Source organism: Psychroserpens sp. S379A, from assembly GCF_049800755.1.
Taxonomy (GTDB): Bacteria; Bacteroidota; Bacteroidia; order Flavobacteriales; family Flavobacteriaceae; genus Psychroserpens.
The window spans coordinates 934,399-954,577 of the sequence record NZ_JBNAFQ010000001.1 but is presented as its reverse complement, the minus strand read 5'-3'; the positions used below and the strand labels follow the sequence as shown (position 1 = coordinate 954,577).

Sequence of the window (20,179 nt, the reverse complement as noted above, 5' to 3'; positions counted from 1 at the left end):
TCAATCCTTAATGCGGAAAATAAGTGATAAGTAAAAAGTGATAAGTAAAAAGTAAGCATTTAGTTTAGATAACTTACTTCCAACTTTCAACTTCCAACTTCCAACTTCCAACTTCCAACTCTAATTATAACTCCTAGGTCCTAAAAAATTAACGGTTGTTGTTTCTATCAGGTCTTCACCACTATATACTTCAATCATTAATTTATTTTTATCGCCTTTTAGTTCTTTTTTATCAATTTCAATAAATAGCGTTCCTTCGGCTAAGCCTTGCTCAGGAACTTCAACTATTCCAGTATTAGATACCAGCTTAATCTCACCTTTATAGGTTCGTAATTTAAAGCTCACATCTTCAATTTTTTTTGTGGTTTTATTAATGAGTTTATAGGTAAATACGTTGCTAATAATGGTTTCTCCTTTGTGTTCATAGAGCTGACCTGGTAATCGCAATACTCTAGCTTCTACATCATTTCTTAATAACAACATGCCTATAAGCACACCAATTAAAATTACTAATACAGCTGTGTACCCTTTTAGTCTTGGTGTAAACTCAAACTTTTTCTTTTGTTCAATATTTTCTTCACTTGCATAACGAATCAAACCTTTTGGTAGATTGATGCTTTCCATAATATGATCGCATTCATCAATACAAGCCGTACAGTTTACACATTCTAGCTGTGTGCCATTTCTAATGTCTATACCTGTAGGACATACATTGACACATTGAAAACAATCAATGCAATCACCATGACCAAGCGCAGCTCTGTCTTCATTTTTTCTAAACTTCTTTCTGCCATTTTCGGCCTCACCACGTTTATGGTCGTAAGCTACAACTATAGATTTGTTATCTAAAAGCACACCTTGTAACCTTCCGTAAGGACAAGCAATAATACAGACTTGTTCTCTAAACCAAGCAAATACAAAATAGAAAACAGCTGTAAAAATAATTAACGGAAATAACGTTCCTAGATGTTCGGTTGGACCATCAGTAATGTATTTTATGAGTTTGTCACTACCAATTAAATAGGCTAGAAAAACGTTAGCAATTAAAAAAGAAATCACTAAAAATATACTCCATTTTAAAAGACGTTTTTTTATTTTTTCGGCATCCCATTTTTGTCGGTCTAGCTTACGCTGTTTGTTTCTGTCGCCTTCAATCCAATATTCAATACGTCTAAACACCATTTCCATAAAAATGGTTTGCGGACAAATCCACCCACAGAAAATACGACCAAAACCAACCGTAAATAAGGTGATGAAAATCACACCAATTAACATCGAAATGACAAACAAGTGAAAATCTTGAGGCCAAAAAGGAAATCCGAAAATATTAAAGCGACGTTCTAATACATTGAACATCAAAAACTGATTACCATTTATTTTAATAAAAGGCGCAGCAAATAGAAATGCTAATAAGATGTAGCTAACTATTTTTCGTTTTTCGTAATATCTTCCACTAGGTTTTTTAGGATAAACCCAAGCGCGTTTACCTTCTTCATTAATCGTTCCGATGGAGTCTCTAAATGTTTCGTTTTCTGGCGTGTTCACGATAATTTTATTTTAACATTAATAGAGATTGGTTTGTTAAATCATTAAAAGGATTCCCTCTTTTTTAATTTTCAGCTTCAGCAGAAGCATTTTCGTCTACCCAAACATCACCTTCGGCTGCTTTTGGTTCAGCAGGTGTGGTGCCTTCAAACTGTAAAACGTAGCTTGCTACTTGAGCTATTTCAGACGGTTTTAAACTTTGTTTCCAAGCAATCATACCTTTACCATCACGACCACCTTCAGAAATGGTTTTAAAGACATTCTTGATGCCACCACCTAAAATCCAATGCTTATCGGTTAGGTTAGGACCAATTCCGCCTCCACCATCAACTTTATGACAAGCAATGCAATTGGTCTCGTAAAGGTTTTGTCCAGCTTTTAAATCACCTGCATCAGTTAATACTTCAACAGTATTAAAATCGACCAAGTCTTTTGCAGTTTTCTTATATTCTTCAATATCAATTTTAGCTTGTGCTAAGTCAGACTCAAGCTCATCATATTGATTTTCGCCATTAAAGACATGAAAACGAACTAAATAAATGGCTGCAAAAACAATACTTGCATAAAAGCCATAGAGCCACCAAGGTGGAAGGTTATTATCTAATTCTTTAATACCATCGTAGTTGTGGTCTAAAATAATTTCATGTTCTTCTTCTACAGCTTTAGAATCTAATAGCTTTATATATGTTTTATTAATCCAGCGTACAAGCTTAGGTTGAGCTGCATTTTGCGCATCAAACCTAGCCTTAGCTTCGGCATCTAAGCTTTGGTATAAGACATTTTTGATTGAAGCTACAATAGCTTCAATAGCAATAATGATTAATAACACTAACAGTAAAAATAGTAATACCATTGGTTGTTCAATAAATGCTGGTTTTTCACCAGAATCGATAGTGTATTCTGCGATACCTGCGATGATAAAAAATACAAGAGGTACTCTTATCCAAGATGGAATTAAATTTCTCATAGTTTTGTAGTGTTTTGGTTGTCTAACGGAAGGCTACTCACCTTATTGATATAATCTTTTTTTGCAGTAATTACCCACCAAAAAAGGATGACGAAAAAACTGAAAAATATAAGTAGGGAAATCATAGGAAAAATTTCAATTCCTGTGATACTCTCCATATGGTTTTTTACAAATTTTAGCATGATAAATTAGTTTTGAGTTGATGTGACGTCTGCATCTTTTACTTTAATATCGGTTCCTAATCGTTGTAAGTATGCAATAATTGCAACAATTTCACGATTTCTCATTTCTACGAAATCTTGTCCGCCAGCTTGTTTGTCGGCCTGATAAGTTTGAGCGAAATCTGGATCTGAATGTAGGCTTTCTTCAATTTTAGTGCCTTGCTCTAACATAGACTGTTGCGCATTGGCGATATCGTCTTCAGAATAAGGAACACCAAGAGTTACCATAGCTCTCATTTTAGCCTCTGTTTGAGATTTGTCGAGTTCATTTCTAATTAACCATTGATAAGCAGGCATTATAGAACCAGATGAAGTACTTTGCGGATCGTACATGTGGTTGAGGTGCCAGTTGTCTGAATACTTTCCACCAACACGATGTAGATCTGGTCCAGTACGTTTACTTCCCCAAAGGAATGGATGGTCGTACACAAACTCTCCAGCTTTTGAATATTCGCCATAGCGTTCTACTTCACTTCTAAATGGTCTAATCATTTGGGAGTGACAGCTTACACAACCTTCTCTAATGTAGAGGTCTCTACCTTCTAATTCTAAAGGCGTGTATGGTGTTACGCTACTTATAGTTGGAATATTAGATTTTACCATGATAGTAGGTACAATTTGAACAATACCACCAATTAAAATGGCTATCGTAGCCCAAATAGTTAGCTTTATTGGTTTGCGCTCTAAGACTTCATGCCAACCTTCACCTAAAGCACGTTTTTTAGATACTTTTTGGAGTGCAGCAGCTTCAGCTAGTTCATCGGTTACAGAACTTCCTTTCTTTATTGTGATGATTACATTGTATATCATAATAAGCATACCAATAATAAATAGAGTTCCTCCAATAGCACGCATCCAATACATTGGGATGATTTCAGAAACGGTTTCTAAAAAGTTTCCATACACTAACGTACCATCAGGATTAAATTGTTTCCACATACTAGCTTGTGTGAACCCAGCAACATACATAGGTAAAGCGTACATAATGATGCCTAAAGTTCCTATCCAAAAATGCAGATTAGCCAAGGCTGTAGAATGTAATTTTGTTTTAACTAAGCGAGGAATTAAGTAATAAATCATTCCAAAGGTTAAGAAACCATTCCAAGCTAAAGCGCCTACGTGAACGTGAGCGATAATCCAGTCTGTAAAATGCGCAATAGCATTTACATTTTTAAGCGATAGCATTGGACCTTCAAAGGTTGCCATACCATAACCAGTAATGGCAACTACCATAAATTTAAGAACAGGATCAGTACGAACTTTATCCCAAGCACCACGAAGTGTTAGTAGTCCGTTAATCATTCCTCCCCAAGATGGCATCAAAAGCATTACAGAAAACGCAACACCTAAGTTTTGAGCCCATTCTGGTAAAGCAGTATATAATAAATGGTGAGGTCCAGCCCAAATGTATATGAATATTAATGACCAGAAATGCACAATAGATAATCGATAAGAATATACAGGTCTGTTGGCTGCTTTAGGCACAAAGTAGTACATTAACCCTAAGAAAGGCGTTGTTAAAAAGAATGCTACAGCATTATGACCATACCACCATTGTACTAAAGCATCTTGAACTCCTGCATATACCGAATAACTTTTAAGTCCGTTAACAGGAACTTCTAGACTATTAAAAATATGAAGTACAGCAACCGTTACAAAAGTGGCTAAGTAGAACCAAATCGCCACATACAAGTGACGTTGTCTACGTTTAAGAATTGTACCAATTAAGTTCCAACCAAATACCACCCAAATTAGTGCAATAGCAATATCAAAAGGCCATTCTAATTCGGCATATTCTTTAGACGTTGTATAACCAAGTGGAAGTGTGATGGCTGCTCCAACAATAATGAGTTGCCAGCCCCAAAAGTTTACTTTACTCAACAAGTCACTAAACATTCTTGCTTTTAGTAAGCGCTGTGAAGAATAGTAAACACCTGCGAAAATGGCGTTTCCTACAAAAGCAAAAATAACCGCATTGGTATGTAGAGGTCTTAAACGACCAAAACTTAACCAAGAAATGCCATCGGTTAGATTTGGAAATAAAAACATAAAAGCTAGTAGTAAACCTACTAACATTCCTACGACTCCCCAAAGCATTGTTGCATAGAGGAAATTTTTAACGATTTTGTTATCGTAATGAAACTGTTGGACTTCCATAATAATTTAATTAGTCTTTTTTTGGTTTAATAGATGGTTTTACTTGCTCTTTAACGAGTTCGTCTTCAAAAAGCATTCTAACAGATGGAGTATAACTATCGTCATACTGTCCACTTTTTACGGCAGTTATAAATGCAATAAAAAATACTATAGCAACAATAATGCTGATACTCAATAAAATATATATAACACTCATACCTATTAGAAGTTATGGTTCAAAATTAAGTTAGTTTGCATTCTTAGAATATGATATTTGTCATGTTTAAAAAATTATATTGTCATAGAAAATACTCTGGTTTCTGGTTGACTTTCATGAAGTCTTAAATCAAAAGCCATACAAATATTTCTAATAAATGGTTTTGCTTTTTCAGGAACTGTAAGCGTTTCATTATGAACTAAAATTAGTCCGTCTTTTTGAGCTTCTTTTAAAGCTTCTAATACATCATTTATTTTTGAAAATTGTAATTTTTTATCTGTCCATGAGGTTTCTAAATGACACATAATGTTCAAAATATGTTGTCTAATTACTAAGTCTTCATTGCTTAATAGATGACCACGAAATATTGGGATTTCACCTGAAGCCACAATAGCTTCATAATTTTTTACTGTTTTTACGTTTTGCGCAAAACCATACCAACTGTCGCTTATGGCAGACATGCCTAAGCCAATCATAAGTTGTGTTGAGTTGGTCGTATAACCCATAAAGTTTCGATGTAAGGTTTTATCTAAAGTAGCTTTATATAAGCTGTCTGTTTTAAGCGCAAAATGATCCATGCCAATTTCTTCGTAGCCTAAATTTGTTAAGAGTTGCTTACCTATTTCATATAAGTTTCTTTTTTCATCACCTTTTGGTAAGTCATTTTCATCAAAACCTCGTTGTCCAACACCTTTAATCCAAGGTACATGGGCATAACTGTAAAACGAAATACGATCTGGACGTAATAGCTTTGTTTTATTGATGCTATCTGTCATTGTTTTTACATTCTGAAAAGGCAATCCGAAAATTAAATCATGACTAATAGACGTGTATCCAATAGCTCTAGACCATTGGGTTACTTTTTCGACTTGTTCAAATGTTTGCAGACGATGAATGGCTTTTTGAACCGTTTCATCATAATCTTGAATACCAAAACTCACACGAGTAAAGCCTAAGTTGTATAACGTTTGTAATTGCTCTTTTGTAGTATTGTTTGGATGCCCTTCAAAGCTAAATTCGTAATCGCTGTGTAATTCTGAAGGCTCTAATAAACCTTTAATTAGTTTGCTTAAATTGTCGCTTGAAAAAAATGTTGGTGTACCACCTCCTAAATGGATTTCTTTAATGATAGGTTTAGAAGACATTAAATTAACGTATAAATGCCATTCTTTTAAAACAGTATCAATATAGCTATCTTCCATTGAATGTCGCTTTGTGATGTGTTTATGGCAAGCACAAAAGGTGCACAGACTTTCACAAAACGGAAGATGAATGTATAAACTAATGCCTTGCTCGCTATTGCTTTCTTGAAAAGAAGCTTTAAAAGTCTCTAACCATTTTTCCTTTGTAAATTGTGCTTCATCCCAAAACGGAACCGTTGGATAACTTGTGTATCTTGGTCCTGGAACATTATATTTTTGAATTAATGAGGTGTTCATGATTTTGATAATTTTCTACCAACAATATTGGTGGCAATGGTTGTAAAAACGACAATGCTTATGGAGCTTAAAGGCATTAAAATTGCAGCAACTACAGGAGCTAACTGACCAGTAACCGCAAAGTAGAGTCCGATAATATTGTATATAAATGACAGCACAAAACTCCATTTTATAATGGTAATGGCGCTTTTAGAAGCCTTTATAAAATTATATAGCTGATTAAATTTTGTGGCATCTAAAATAGCATCACAAGCAGGTGAAAAAACGTTTACGTTTTCTGAAATGGCAATACCTACATTACTTTGTGCCAAAGCACCAGCATCATTAAGTCCGTCACCAATCATGAGTACTTTTGCACCTTCAGATTGATGGTATTTGATATACTCTAACTTGTCGTCTGGTTTTTGATTAAAAATGAGCTTGGTTTTAGAAGGCAATAATTTTTTCAGATTTTCAAATTCTCCTTCATTATCACCAGAAAGAATCACCAAATCATACTGCTTTTTTAGTTTGTTAAATAGTTTAGATAAGCCTTTTCTATAACTATTATAAAAAGTGTACTTTCCTTTATATTGGTTGTTCGTACTAATATGAACCGAAGTGTTTAACACCGAAGAAGCTTCTGTGCCAACAAAGCTTGCCGAACCTATTTTGATTTGAGTGTCTTTATGAGAAGCTTCAATCCCTTTACCTAAATGCTCTTCAAAGTGATTAAGAGGAATAATGTTGTGCTCATCTAAAATGTCGTATAAAGTTCTACTCAACGGATGATTTGATCCTCGAAGCGTGTTTTTGAGTAATAGTTCTTCGGAAGGCGTTAAGGCAATTCCTTCATAATCTACAGCACTATGTTTGTTAGAAGTGATGGTTCCTGTTTTATCGAAAATGATGGTGTTTATACTTGCTAATTGTTCAATAACTGAAGCGTTTTTTACATAAAATTTTAGTTTTCCGAAGATGCGAAGCAAATTTCCAAACGTAAAAGGAGCAGATAAAGCAATGGCACACGGACAAGCAATAATGAGTACAGCAGTAAACACATTCATAGCTATTGAAGGATCGTAAACTAGCCAAAAACCAGTTGCAATAAAAGCGATGCTCAGTACAATAATGGTAAAGCGTTTGCTAATGGTGTTGGTTAAGGTTGTAAAACCATCTTCTTTATTTTTGCTAAATACATCGTTGCTCCAAAGTTGAGTGAGGTAACTTTGTTCTACCGATTTTAAAGCTTCCATTTCAATAACACCAGAGGTTTGTTTTCCTCCAGCAAACAATTTATCTCCAGAGTGTTTGCTAACCGTTTCAGATTCACCTGTCACAAAACTGTAGTCAATTCTAGCTTTTCCGTTAATTAAAATGCCATCAACAGGAATGAGTTCTTCATTTCTAATTAATAAGCGATTTCCTTGTTCAATATCGTACACTTGAATTGGAGTTTCGTTGCCTTCAGAATCTATTTTGGTAACAGCTATTGGGAAATACGATTTGTAGTCACGCTCAAATGATAGAAAGGTATATGTTTTTTGTTGGAAGAACTTTCCGAGTAATAAAAAGAAAACCAATCCTGTAAGGCTATCAAAAAACCCAGAACCCAAATCGAATGCAATTTCAATAGTACTTCTAATAAATAATACAGCAATACCTAAAGCTATTGGTACGTCAATGTTTAAAAGTTTTGAACTTAAGCCTTTGTATGCAGATATAAAATAATCACGTCCTGCATAAAAGACTACAGGAAGCGAAAAGGCAAACATGAGCCATCTAAACAAGTGTTTATATTGTTCTAACCAAAACTCACCAACTTCAAAATATTCAGGAAACGAGAGAAACATCACATTCCCAAACGCAAAGCCAGCAATGCCTAGTTTGTAAATTAGGCTTCGGTTAACGTTTTGTTGTCCTGTTTTAAAGTCATCTAAAGAAATATAAGGTTCATAGCCAATAGCGCTTAAAAGCAAAACCATATCTTTTAGCGCATAGTTTTCAGTTTTATAAGTGACTCTAACGGTTTTCTTTCCGAAATTGACTTGTGATGATGTAATATTAGGATTTAGTTTGTTGAGGTTTTCTAAAATCCAAATACAAGAACTACAATGAATATGTGGAATGTATAAGGTTGCGATTTGTGTATTTCCATCATCAAATTCTGTGAGTTTTTCTATGATGTTTTCCTGAGATAGAAAATCGTATTTGCCTTCAATTTCTTGAGGCACAGCTCCAGGAGAAGATTGCAAATCGTAATAGCAGGTTAAATCGTTCGTAGAAAAAATTTCGTACACAGTTTTACAACCGTTACAACAGAAATTTTTTTCATCGAATACAATTGTTGTCGTGTTACAATCGTCACCACAGTGGAAACAAGTAGTTTGCTCCATAATTATTTGCTCATTTATACCTAGTGCAAAGATTGCTATTGAAACGACTTTAAACTATGATTTTTGTCATGTTTTGATTAATTTTGTGTATCTATCAAAAATCTAGGTATGAGTAAGTGCGATCAGTGTATTATTAGACAGTTTAATGCTCTAAAAGCGTTAACTAAAGATGAGTTAATTCGTATTTCTGGTTGTAAAACATCACAAACAGTTAAAAAAGGAGAAGTTATTTTTGAAGAAGGAGACGCTGTTAATGGTGTGTATTGTGTAAAAGATGGTGTTTGTAAATTGTCTAAATTAAGCGCTAATGGAAAAGATCAAATTGTAAAGTTGGTTGTAAAAGGTGATTTATTAGGACAACGTTCGTTAGTAGGTGAGGAGTCTGCAAATTTGAGTGCAGTAGCGCTTAATGATATGGAAGTTTGTTTTATTCCGAAAAGTGAGATTATGAATGACCTTCAAAACAATCCTAAATTTACTTTAGATATGTTACAGCAGATGGCTCACGATTTAAAAGATTCAGATAATATTATTGTAGACATGGCTCAAAAATCTGTTAAAAATCGATTTGCAGATGTTTTGGTTTATATGAATGAAAATTTTGGTGTTGATGCAGATGGTTATTTATCTATTACATTATCACGAGAAGATTATGCTAATATTGTAGGAACAGCTACCGAATCTGCAATACGTATTTTATCCCAATTTAAAAAAGAAGGCTTGATTTCTACTAAAGGCAAAATGATTAAGCTAGAAAATATTGCAGGTTTAAAACGTGTAGAATAAAAAAAAGCTCTAGATTTCTAGAGCTTTTTTTATGAGTAATCTCAATTCTAATAATTAACTAATCAAGTTTAAACGTATTAATCTCTTTAAACGGATTGGTTTGTAATGCTTCCATTTTAGTTTGATAAGACGACCAAGATTCATTAAAGAATGTATTGGTTTTGCTTAAAGCATTTTTAATGGCATCTTCAGCATGTTTCATTAAGGTTGTTTCAGTTTCTGTAAGTCCGTTTTGTCTAGAACTTACATACCAACTTGCAGTTCCAATTCTATCGTTTACAGTAACGACTGAAGAATTTGTAATGCCTTGACGTTTATCTTCTTTACCTAGATACAAATCAATAAGCTCATTAATCTCTTTTACAATATCTTTAGATGCCGTAATATCATCTTTATATTTTTCTTTATCTAATTTTGATAAATCTGATTTGAACTTATTAGCAATTTGTTTGCTTTCAACGAGTTGCTTTACAGCATTAGCGATGGTAGATTGCATGTTTTCAATGCTTTTTGAAGCATCATAAACCTCATTGATACTCGCTAAAGAGACATTTAATCTAGGATCAGATTTTACTGTAATCATTTCTTCTGAAGAGATATCTCCAAAATGTAAAACCGCTTTATAAGTTCCAGGTTTAACCGAAACACCTCCAGGTTCTCTAGTTTGTTTTCTTATCGTTCTTGAAGGTCTAGAGACCCCTGCTTCATCCATATACCATGACCATTTGTAAATTCCTGTAGAATCTGGAGCTTTTTGTTTTAAAGTTCTAATTAAGCGTTCGTCATCATAAATTTTTAGGGTTAACGAATCCCATTTTATTTTTGCTTCTTCTTTTATGTCATCTGAATTTTTAGAAGTGTTCTTGTCTTCTTTTTTATTTTTTTCAGAATCATCTTCCTTTTTTGTTTCGTCAATTTTGACATAATAAGAAAATTGTGCACCATAAGCTCTGTTCTCACCATGATACATTGCATCTGCTCCAAAACGACTACCAGTAGGTTGCTGATAAGCTGCCTGATAAGCTGTTGGAGGTGTGAATAATTCTAGTTTCTGATTTAATACAGATTTGTTTTTAGCTAATGTTCGTAACGGACGAATGTCATCTAAAACCCAAGCTGCACGTCCAAAAGTACCAATGATTAAATCGTGTTCTCTTGGATGAATCACTAAATCTTTAACAGAAACTGTAGGAAATCCTTGTGTCCATTTTTTCCAATTTGTTCCAGCATCGATCGAAACATATAACCCATCATCGGTTCCTAAAAACAATAAGTTTTTTTCTATTGGATCTTCAACAATAGATAAAGTATAACTTTCTACATCATTGCCATCTACAATACGTTGCCATGTTTTACCATAATCTTTAGTTCTGTAAGCATATGGTGTATAATTAAAACGTCTATAATCGTTGGCAATTAAAAGTGCTTCACCTTTATTTTTGTTAGATGCTTTTATTTGTGGAATCCAACTTCCAGCAGGTAAACCTTTAATGTTTTTAGTCACATCAGTATAGGTTTGTCCGCCATTTTGGGTGTAATGTACTTTACCATCATCTGTACCAACCCAGAACATATTGCGTTCTAAAGGAGAAGGTTCAATAACAAGAATAGAGCAATGGTTTTCAGCTCCAGTAGCATCCATTGTCAATCCACCACTTTCATTTTGTTTCAGTTTTTCAGGATCGTTGGTGGTTAAATCTTCAGAAATAACTGTCCATGTTTGACCTTTATCAGTTGATTTGTGTACAAACTGACTTCCGAAGTACAAGGTGTTTTTATCAAACGGATCAATATTAATAGCTGAGTTCCAATTGAAACGCAATTCAACTTCAGGATTAGGATGTGTTGGTCTAACCGTAAAATTATTTCCAGTTTCGGCATCATAGCGACTAACGTAACCTTGTTGACTCATGGTCCATCCAAAACGAGAATCATCTTTATCAGGAACAACATCAAATCCGTCACCAAAACTAATTTCTTGCCAATAACTATTTCTAATCCCTTGAACACGCCAAACATAAGCAGGACCTTTCCAAGATCCATTGTCTTGCATGCCTCCATAAACATTATACGGAATGTCGTTGTCAACGTTGATATGATAGAATTGCGCAACAGGTAAATTGCCAATAAATCGCCAAGATTTTCCACCATCTTTGGTAATGTTTAAACCACCATCATTTCCATCAATCATAAAATTGCCATTCGTAGGATGAATCCACCAAGCGTGATGATCAGGATGAATTCCGTTACTTACACCATAAGCAGGCATTAATTGAGTAAAGTTTTTTCCACCATCTTCAGAAACATTCACATACGTATATATGGAATATACGCGATTTTCATTTTGAGGGTCGACATAAATTTCAGAATAGTAGAATGGACGATTTCCGATGTCATTTTTGTCATTAACTTTTTTCCAATTAAAACCACCATCTTCACTTTTATATAAGGCATTCTTTTTTGCTTCAACTAGCGCATAAACTATATTAGGTTTATTAGCAGCAATTGCAACACCAATACGACCTAAGTTTCCTTTAGGGAATCCTTCTTTATCTGTTACTTTTTTCCAGGTATTTCCACCATCATGAGTAATATGTAAACCAGAACCCTCTCCTCCAGAATTAAAAAACCAAGGATCACGTTTATGTTCCCAAAGTGCAGCAATTAGCTTATTGGGATTGGTAGGATCCATAACCAAATCGGCAGCACCAGTTTTATTATTTGCGAATAAAATTTTAGTCCATGAAATTCCTCCATTAGTTGTTTTGTATATACCACGTTCAGGATGTTCTCCCCAAGGTGAACCAATTGCAGCAGCATAAACAACATCTGGATTTGTAGGATCAATAATGACACGATGAATATGACGTGTGTTTTCTAAACCCATTAATTGCCAAGTTTTTCCAGCATCAAGAGATTTGTATATACCATAGCCACCATTTAAACTATTTCTAGGATTTCCTTCACCAGTACCAACCCAAATTACACTAGGATTAGATTGTTGAATGGCAACTGCACCAATTGAACCTGTAGCTTCTTTCTCAAAAATTGGAGTCCATTTAATGCCACCAGAAGTAGATTTCCAAAGACCACCAGAAGCAGTTCCAACATACATGATATCTGTATTGTTATGAACTACATCAATGCTTGTGACACGACCAGACATTCCACCAGGACCAATATTTCTCGGTGTCATGTTTTTGACTAAATCCATTGATAATTTTTGTGCACAAAGAGAAAATGATGCTAAAAGCATCAATAAGTGAAGTGTTTTTTTCATGTGTAAATAGTTTTCTTTTTTTTAAGATGGATAAAGATAAACAAAAGATAGTAGCAAGCAGATTTGAGATAGAAACTTTGAAAAAGATTTAACAAATGACTAATAAAACAAGTGGTCTATTTTAAATAGGATAAATTTATCCTAAACATGATAAATGTCATAATTTTTGGGTTGTTTAGTCGGTAAATTTGCAATATAAATTAATATAAATTATGAAGACAGCACTAAAACTAATGACCATTTTATTTGTAACACTACTTGTAAGTTGTGGAGGCAAAGAAGAAAAGAAAAAAGAAACAATTTCTTATGGAAAAAAAGAAGCTCCTGTAAAGGAAGCACCTAAAGCTTCAAAAACACCAGCATCAAAACGAATTGATTTAAGTAACAAAGGTGTTGGTCCAATTACTTCTGTGGCTTTAGATGCAGAGATCGACCAAAAGATGGCTACCGAAGGCGCTGAAGTTTTTAAAAAAATGTGTACAGCTTGCCATAGAGCAGATAAGAAATTTATTGGACCTGCTCCAAAAGGAATCTTAGATAGAAGAGCTCCTGAATGGGTTATGAACATGATTTTAAATCCGGAAGAAATGGTTCAAAAGGACCCATTAGCAAAAGAATTACTAATGGAGTTTAACGGATCTCCAATGGCAAATCAAAACTTAACAGAGAAGGAGGCAAGATCGGTATTAGAATATTTTAGAACACTATAATTCGACATTATGAAAACAGCCAAAACACTCGTTTTAGTTTTTACACTTGCAACTTTTATGTTTGCTTGTAAAAATGAAAACAAAGCAGCCTCAACGAACACAACAGTTACTAAAACTGAAACAACAACACCTAGTAAAAAAACTGGTCAAGCGTTTATTGAAGACGATGGAAGTACTACCGTTTTAAGTATAGCAATTGGCTCAAAAGATCATTCAACTTTAGTTGCAGCTGTTCAAGCAGCAGAGCTTGAAAATGCATTAGTTAACGCTGGACCTTTAATGGTGTTTGCACCAACTAATGAGGCTTTTGCGGCTTTGCCAGAAGGAACTGTAGATAATTTGTTGAAGCCTGAAAACAAAGATGCTTTGGCGAATATCTTAAAATATCATGTAACACCAGGTAACTACACAAAAGACTTTTTGAAGAAGTTTAAAAAGCTAGGACAAGCAAATAACCAATACGTAAAGGTTGAAGTTGTTGATGGAGAACCTATGATTGGAGGAGCAAAAATACTTGGAAGCGTAAAAGCTGGTAATGGAATTGTTCATGTTATCGATAAAGTATTATTACCATCAACTGAAGAATAAAAACACTAATCAAATTTAAGTACATATGAAGAATTTATTAAAATTAACGATTGCACTTGTATTCGTATTTGGAACTTATACAAGTTGTAACAATACAAAATCATCAGATAGCAAATCTGGTGCCTTAGCTAGTAATATCGCTGAGAAAGTTTATGTTGCTCCTGGAGAACATGATGAGTTTTATGCCTTTATCTCTGGAGGTTACAGTGGTAATTTAACCGTTTATGGTTTGCCATCTGGAAGAATGTTTAAAGAGATTCCTGTATTCTCACAATTTCCAACTTCAGGATATGGTTACTCAGAAGAAACCAAACCAATGCTAAATACATCTCATGGTTTTGTGCCTTGGGGAGATTCTCATCATCCAGACATTTCACAAACCAATGGCGAGATTGATGGACGTTTCATTTTTATAAACGAAAACAATACACCAAGGATTGCAAAAATTGATTTAAAAACCTTTGAAACAACCGAAATTATTGAAGTGCCAAATAGTGCAGGTAACCACAGTTCGTCTTTTGTAACTGAAAACACAGAATATGTTGTTGCAGGTACACGTTTTTCTGTTCCAGTACCTCAAAGAGATATCCCTATTAGTGAATACAAAGGAAATTTTCAAGGTGCTTTATCTTTTATTTCTGTAGAACCTGAGCATGGTCATATGGATATCAAATTTCAAGTGCTAATGCCAGGATTTAACTATGATTTAGCGCATCCTGGACGAGGAGCTTCTCATGGTTGGTTCTTTTTCTCAACCTACAATTCGGAAGAGGCAAGCACATTGTTAGAAGTAAATGCATCACAAAACGATAAAGATTTTATCGCTGCCATTAACTGGAAGAAAATTGAAGAGTATGTTAATAATGGAGGCGGAAAAATGATGCCAGCAAATTATGCGCATAACGTTTATGATGAAGCAACACATACAGCAACGTCTACTATGAAAAAAGAAGTACGAGTTGTAAATCCATCAGAAGTGCCAGGAGCTGTATTTTTATTACCAACACCTAAGTCACCTCACGGTTGTGATGTAGATCCTTCAGGAGAATACATTATTGGTAACGGAAAACTATCAGCTAATTTAACTGTGCATTCATTTACTAAAATGTTAGATGCTATTAAAAACGAAAAGTTTGATGGTGATGCTTATGGTATTCCTATTCTTAAGTTTGAAGATGTTTTAGCAGGTTCTGTAGAGCAACCAGGTTTAGGACCTTTACATACCGAGTTTGATGATAAAGGAAATGCATATACTACATTCTTTATTTCTTCAGAAGTTGTAAAATGGAAACTTGGTACTTGGGAGGTTTTAGATAGACAACCTACATACTATTCTGTAGGTCACTTAACAATTCCTGGAGGAAACTCTAGAAAACCACAAGGGAAGTACATGTTCGCAATGAACAAAATCACAAAAGATCGCTATTTACCAACTGGTCCAGAATTAGAGCATAGTGCTCAACTTTATGATATTTCGGGAGATAAGATGGAATTACTTTTAGATTTTCCAACACATGGTGAACCACATTATGCAGCAGCAATGCGAGCTGATCTCATTAAGGAGCGTTCTCAAAAGATTTATAACTTAGAAGATAACAAGCATCCATATGCTGCATTTACAGATGCAGATGCTAAAGTAGTTCGTGATGGTAATGAAGTTCATATTTATATGACAACGATTAGAAGTCACTTTTCTCCAGATAATATTGAAGGTATTAAAGTTGGAGATAAAGTATATTTCCATGTTACAAACTTAGAACAAGATTTCGATGTACCTCATGGTTTTGCTGTAATAGGTCAAAACACGTCAGAGCTCTTAATCATGCCTGGACAAACTAAAACCTCTGTTTGGGAACCAAAACAAGTTGGTGTATGGCCATTCTACTGTACAGATTTCTGTTCAGCATTACACCAAGAAATGCAAGGCTATATTAGAGTCTCTTCAGCAAATAGTGACACACCTTTAAAATGGTCGCTAGGAGAGGATATTGAATAATCTAAAATTAGGAAAATTTTGTTTTAGTGTTTATTTTCCTATAACAAAGGCGAGAGCTTACTTTTCGCTCTCGCCTTTCTTTTAAAACACTATTAAATCTACTAAACATATTACGATGAAAAAGTCAAATATCATCATGCTGTTAGCGGCAATTTTACCATTAGGTTTATTTTTGTTTCCACTTTGGAAAATTACCTTAGAAGCTCCGCAATATCCTACACCTTTAGGAATGTATATTCATATTAATGACTTTTCTGATGCCAATCCGCATGACATAAAAAATATCAACTTAATGAATCATTATGTTGGTATGAAATATATACCAGAAGCGATTCCTGAGTTTAAAATATTTCCAGCAGGAATTATTATTACCAGTATTATAGGATTGCTTATTGCATTTAAAGGAAATTACAAATGGTTTCTCGGATGGTTTGTTTTAATGATTGTTTTGAGTGCTGCTGGTATGTACGATTTCTATCTTTGGGAGCATGATTATGGTCATAATCTTGACCCTAAGGCAATTATGAAATTCACCAATCCAGATGGTACGCAAATGGGATTTCAACCACCACTTTTTGGAAGTAAGGATATTTTAAATTTTAGAGCACATTCATATCCACAACTAGGTACCTTATTTCTAACTTTAGGAATTGCAATCTCCTTTGTAGCTTATATAATAGGTAAGAAAAATCATAAAACACATTAGTTATGTAGTACGCATTTTAAAAACACTAAAAACACTAAATCATGCAAACACTAAAACACTTCGTAATTACTACATTATTGCTGATGCTATTCAGTTGTAATGTATCACCAAAACCCATAGATTATGGTAATGATGGTTGTTATTTTTGTAAAATGACTATCGTTGATAAAGTACATGCTGCCGAAATTGTAACCAAAAAGGGAAAGATTTATAAGTTCGATGCTACAGAATGTATGATTAACTTTTTAGATGAATTTGATACTTCAGAAATCGCATTGTATTTATCAAACAACTACACCGAACCTGAAGCATTAATCGATGCGACTAAAGCTACTTTTTTAATAAGTAAAAATATCCCGAGTCCGATGGGAGCTTACCTATCTGCTTTTGAAAATAAATCTGAAGCTGAAAAATTCCAAGCCGAAAAAGGTGGCGACGTATACAATTGGAGCGAGTTACTAGCTCATTTTAAAGACTAGTATCATGAAGCGTATATTTGTTTTTTTATTTGCCATTACCTTGGTTGGCTCAGTTCATGCATTCCAGATTGAAGTATGCACAAGCTGTCCGATTTCAAACCTACAGAGCGCTATCGATCAAGCTAAAGATTTTGATACCATTGTGGTTAAAAAGGGAACATACAAAGAACATAATGTTTTGGTAAATAAACCTTTAACCATTATTGGTGAAAAATATCCTGTTATTGATGGTGAATTAAAAGGTGAAGTAATTACCATAATAGCAGACAATGTTACAGTTGATGGGTTGTTTATAATCAATGTTGGCACGAGTTATACCGAAGATTATGCTGCGATTCGCGTTAGAAGAAGTAAGCATTTTGTCATTCAAAATTTGGTGTTAGAAAAGTTGTTTTTTGGAATCTATATCGAAAAATCTAATTACGGAAAAGTCTTTCATAACAAGGTCATTGGTGACGCTGTAGAAGAATATAACTCAGGAAATGGCATTCAGTTGTGGTATAGTAATCATATTGAGATAGAACATAACTATGTAGAGCATGTTCGTGATGGCATTTATTTAGAATTTTCAGATGACTGTATCATTAAAAATAACGTCAGTGCTTTAAACTTGAGATATGGTTTGCATTTTATGTTTTCAAATGATGATGTCTATCAAGACAATACCTTTGAAAATAATGGTGCAGGAGTTGCTGTGATGTTTTCCAAAAAAATTAAAATGTTTAATAATACCTTTAAGGAAAATTGGGGAACAGCCTCTTATGGTATGTTGTTAAAAGAGATCAATGATGCCGAAATTATAGGCAATACCTTTGAAGAAAATACGATTGGAATCAATATCGAAGGCTCCAACCGAATCGTTTATAAACACAACAATTTTAAGAAAAATGGTTGGGCAATTAAAGTGCGAGGCGCTTGTTATACCAATAAGTTTACCGAAAACAATTTTCTATATAATTCTTTTGATATTGCATATAATAGTAAAGTGAATGACAATGTATTCGATAGAAATTATTGGAGCAATTACACAGGTTACGATTTAGATAAAGATGGTGTAGGCGATGTGCCTTACAGACCTGTGAAATTATTTTCTTATATCGTAAATAGAACTCCTGAAACTATCATTTTGTTGCGAAGTATGTTTATAGACATTATCGATTTTTCTGAAAAAGTATCTCCAGTATTTACACCAGATAATCTTTTAGATCATAACCCTTTAACTAAAAAAATCACATGGTAAGTATTCAAAATTTACATAAAAAATTTGGAAAGAATGTCGTTCTAAGCGGATTAGATCTCACCATAGATGAAGGCGGAATTTTTGCAGTTCTTGGACCAAATGGCTCTGGAAAAACAACCTTGATAAAGTCAGTTTTGGGCATGGTCATTCCAGATCAAGGAGAGATTTCTGTTCTTGGAAAATCCATTAAAAAAAACGCTGAGTATCGTCATCAAATTGACTATTTACCTCAAATTGCAAATTTTCCGAGTAACCTAAAAGTGAAGGAACTCATCAAGATGATTAAAGATTTGCGTCAGCATACTAACGATGAGCATCGTTTAATCGAATTGTTTAAACTAGAACCATTTTTAGACAAAAAACTGGGCAACCTTTCTGGTGGCACCAAGCAAAAAGTGAATATTGTACTAACCTTTATGTTCGATAGTCCACTAATAATTTTAGATGAGCCAACTACTGGACTAGATCCTATTTCATTGATACGTTTAAAAGATTTAATTCAAGCCGAAAAAGCCAAAGGGAAAACAATTCTCATTACGTCACATATTATGAGTTTTGTAGAAGAGGTATCAGACGAAATCGTCTTTTTACTAGAAGGTAAAATTTACTTTAAAGGTTCAATCCAAAAATTAAAAACAAAGACCAATCAGCATGATTTTGAACATGCCATTGCGTCTATATTAACCAACAATCATGCTTAAAATATTAAAATATAGTTTTTTCGATTTAATGCGTAGTCGTTGGAGTTACGTCTATTTTGCATTCTATTTATTACTAGGTATTGTACTCTTATTTTTAAATAACGATTTATCAAAAGCAGTCATTACCTTAATGAATGTCATCATTGTTTTAGTACCATTAATAGGAACCATTTTTGGTGTCATGTACTACTATAATTCTAAAGAGTTTACAGAGCTGCTTTTGGCACAGCCACTTAAACGGTCATCTATTTTTCTCGGACAATATTTAGGTGTTGCTCTGTCGCTATCCATAAGTTTAATTCTCGGACTTGGCATTCCGTTTGTGTTCTATGGCTTATTTGAAAGCAGTGCCATTTGGGATTTTTCATTATTACTTGTTACAGGAACATTCCTCACCTTGATTTTTACTGCTTTGGCTTTTAATATAGCGTTGTCAAACGAAAACAAGATCAAAGGCTTTGGCTATGCTATTTTGTTATGGTTGTTTTTAGCAATCATTTATGACGGTTTGTTTTTGATGACTTTAATTATGTTTGAAGATTATCCTTTAGATAAATTATCATTGGTTGGTACCATGCTTAATCCTATAGATTTGTCACGAACTCTTATTTTATTAAAACTGGATATTTCGGCTTTATTAGGTTACACAGGAGCTGTATTTAAACAATTTTTCGGAACCAGTTTTGGACTCATAATCTCATTTGTAACACTAATAGTTTGGGTGGTTTTGCCTGTATTACGAATAATATTCAAATCAAAAAGAAAAGATTTTTAAGATTAATTAATCATCATC

The 20,179-nt window shown here is 34.0% G+C and carries 17 protein-coding genes; 9 read left to right on the top strand and 8 right to left on the bottom strand.

The window, feature by feature from the left end:
• Window positions 1–120: 120 nt before the first annotated feature.
• From ccoG to ACP15M_RS04255, 7 genes are all read right to left on the bottom strand, one after another.
• The gene (gene ccoG, locus ACP15M_RS04285) at window positions 121–1,545 is read right to left on the bottom strand and encodes a cytochrome c oxidase accessory protein CcoG (RefSeq protein WP_425075937.1); all 1,425 of its coding nucleotides are present in this window, start codon (window positions 1,543–1,545) and stop codon (window positions 121–123) included.
• 64 nt (window positions 1,546–1,609) lie between these two features.
• Window positions 1,610–2,512, bottom strand: coding sequence for a cbb3-type cytochrome c oxidase N-terminal domain-containing protein (locus ACP15M_RS04280; protein WP_425075936.1), 903 nt, complete (start codon window positions 2,510–2,512; stop codon window positions 1,610–1,612).
• Entirely contained in the window at window positions 2,509–2,694 is a 186-nt protein-coding gene (locus tag ACP15M_RS04275) for a CcoQ/FixQ family Cbb3-type cytochrome c oxidase assembly chaperone (RefSeq protein WP_425075935.1), read from the bottom strand. The genes ACP15M_RS04280 and ACP15M_RS04275 overlap by 4 nt, the downstream gene beginning before the upstream one ends.
• Window positions 2,695–2,700: 6 nt before the next feature.
• Window positions 2,701–4,890 carry a cytochrome-c oxidase, cbb3-type subunit I gene (gene ccoN, locus ACP15M_RS04270; protein WP_425075934.1) on the bottom strand — a complete coding sequence of 730 codons (2,190 nt, stop codon included), beginning with the start codon at window positions 4,888–4,890 and terminating at the stop codon, window positions 2,701–2,703.
• 10 nt (window positions 4,891–4,900) lie between these two features.
• A complete protein-coding gene (gene ccoS, locus ACP15M_RS04265) occupies window positions 4,901–5,086 on the bottom strand; it encodes a cbb3-type cytochrome oxidase assembly protein CcoS (protein WP_425075933.1) in 186 nt (61 codons plus the stop codon).
• Between the two features lie 74 nt (window positions 5,087–5,160).
• Window positions 5,161–6,525 (bottom strand): oxygen-independent coproporphyrinogen III oxidase, encoded by a 1,365-nt coding sequence (gene hemN / locus ACP15M_RS04260; RefSeq protein WP_425075932.1) that lies wholly within the window; start codon window positions 6,523–6,525, stop codon window positions 5,161–5,163.
• Window positions 6,522–8,900, bottom strand: a complete 2,379-nt coding sequence (locus tag ACP15M_RS04255; RefSeq protein WP_425075931.1) for a heavy metal translocating P-type ATPase — start codon at window positions 8,898–8,900, stop codon at window positions 6,522–6,524. Before ACP15M_RS04255 ends, hemN begins: the two co-directional genes overlap by 4 nt.
• Window positions 8,901–9,008: 108 nt before the next feature.
• Between ACP15M_RS04255 and ACP15M_RS04250 the strand changes: the two genes are divergently transcribed.
• Window positions 9,009–9,686: a Crp/Fnr family transcriptional regulator gene (locus ACP15M_RS04250; protein ID WP_425075930.1), complete on the top strand. Its 678-nt coding sequence runs from the start codon at window positions 9,009–9,011 to the stop codon at window positions 9,684–9,686.
• A gap of 58 nt (window positions 9,687–9,744) precedes the next feature.
• Here the strand turns inward: ACP15M_RS04250 and ACP15M_RS04245 are convergent, their stop codons facing one another.
• On the bottom strand, window positions 9,745–12,966 hold the full coding sequence (locus ACP15M_RS04245; RefSeq protein WP_425075929.1) for a WD40/YVTN/BNR-like repeat-containing protein: 3,222 nt from the start codon (window positions 12,964–12,966) through the stop codon (window positions 9,745–9,747).
• Window positions 12,967–13,178: 212 nt separating this feature from the next.
• Here ACP15M_RS04245 and ACP15M_RS04240 point away from each other — a divergent pair, with 212 nt between their 5' ends.
• The 8 genes from ACP15M_RS04240 (at window position 13,179) to ACP15M_RS04205 (ending at window position 20,161) form a co-directional block, all read left to right on the top strand.
• Window positions 13,179–13,676, top strand: a complete 498-nt coding sequence (locus tag ACP15M_RS04240; protein ID WP_425075928.1) for a c-type cytochrome — start codon at window positions 13,179–13,181, stop codon at window positions 13,674–13,676.
• A 9-nt stretch (window positions 13,677–13,685) separates the two neighbouring features.
• Entirely contained in the window at window positions 13,686–14,264 is a 579-nt protein-coding gene (locus ACP15M_RS04235) for a fasciclin domain-containing protein (protein WP_425075927.1), read from the top strand.
• Window positions 14,265–14,289: 25 nt separating this feature from the next.
• On the top strand, window positions 14,290–16,260 hold the full coding sequence (nosZ, locus tag ACP15M_RS04230) for a Sec-dependent nitrous-oxide reductase (RefSeq protein ID WP_425075926.1): 1,971 nt from the start codon (window positions 14,290–14,292) through the stop codon (window positions 16,258–16,260).
• Between the two features lie 115 nt (window positions 16,261–16,375).
• Window positions 16,376–16,966 carry a hypothetical protein gene (locus ACP15M_RS04225; protein WP_425075925.1) on the top strand — a complete coding sequence of 197 codons (591 nt, stop codon included), beginning with the start codon at window positions 16,376–16,378 and terminating at the stop codon, window positions 16,964–16,966.
• A gap of 41 nt (window positions 16,967–17,007) precedes the next feature.
• Entirely contained in the window at window positions 17,008–17,445 is a 438-nt protein-coding gene (locus ACP15M_RS04220) for a nitrous oxide reductase accessory protein NosL (protein WP_425075924.1), read from the top strand.
• 4 nt (window positions 17,446–17,449) lie between these two features.
• Window positions 17,450–18,685: a nitrous oxide reductase family maturation protein NosD gene (locus tag ACP15M_RS04215; RefSeq protein ID WP_425075923.1), complete on the top strand. Its 1,236-nt coding sequence runs from the start codon at window positions 17,450–17,452 to the stop codon at window positions 18,683–18,685.
• Window positions 18,679–19,386, top strand: coding sequence for an ABC transporter ATP-binding protein (locus ACP15M_RS04210; RefSeq protein WP_425075922.1), 708 nt, complete (start codon window positions 18,679–18,681; stop codon window positions 19,384–19,386). Before ACP15M_RS04215 ends, ACP15M_RS04210 begins: the two co-directional genes overlap by 7 nt.
• Window positions 19,379–20,161, top strand: coding sequence for an ABC transporter permease (locus tag ACP15M_RS04205; RefSeq protein WP_425075921.1), 783 nt, complete (start codon window positions 19,379–19,381; stop codon window positions 20,159–20,161). Before ACP15M_RS04210 ends, ACP15M_RS04205 begins: the two co-directional genes overlap by 8 nt.
• Window positions 20,162–20,179 lie beyond the last annotated feature (18 nt).